The sequence below is a fragment of the Streptococcus sp. IMAU 99161 genome (assembly GCF_014435245.1).
Classification (GTDB): domain Bacteria; phylum Bacillota; class Bacilli; order Lactobacillales; family Streptococcaceae; genus Streptococcus; species Streptococcus lactarius.
Genome location: NZ_JAAPAW010000026.1, coordinates 1 through 342 on the forward strand (window position 1 = coordinate 1; position 342 = coordinate 342).

The window sequence follows — 342 nt, forward strand, 5'->3', positions numbered from 1 at the left end:
CTATGCGGGTTAAGGGACTTGAACCCCCACGCCGTAAAGCGCCAGATCCTAAATCTGGTGCGTCTGCCAATTCCGCCAAACCCGCAAAATTATGACCCGTACTGGGCTCGAACCAGTGACCCATTGATTAAAAGTCAATTGCTCTACCAACTGAGCTAACGAGTCTTAAAATAATTTTCATTACCTTAACGGTCCCGACGGGAATCGAACCCGCGATCTTCGCCGTGACAGGGCGACGTGATAACCGCTACACTACGGGACCTTTATGGGAGTTAACGGGATCGAACCGCTGACCCTCTGCTTGTAAGGCAGATGCTCTCCCAGCTGAGCTAAACTCCCTTA

The 342-nt window shown here is 51.2% G+C and carries 4 tRNA genes; all 4 read right to left on the minus strand.

The window, feature by feature from the left end:
* Nucleotides 1–3 precede the first annotated feature (3 nt).
* Nucleotides 4–85: transfer RNA gene (locus HA044_RS09355), tRNA-Leu, on the minus strand.
* Between the two features lie 7 nt (nt 86–92).
* Nucleotides 93–165: transfer RNA gene (locus HA044_RS09360), tRNA-Lys, on the minus strand.
* A 24-nt stretch (nt 166–189) separates the two neighbouring features.
* Nucleotides 190–262, minus strand: a tRNA-Asp gene (locus HA044_RS09365).
* A 4-nt stretch (nt 263–266) separates the two neighbouring features.
* Nucleotides 267–339, minus strand: a tRNA-Val gene (locus HA044_RS09370).
* Between the last annotated feature and the right edge of the window lie 3 nt (nt 340–342).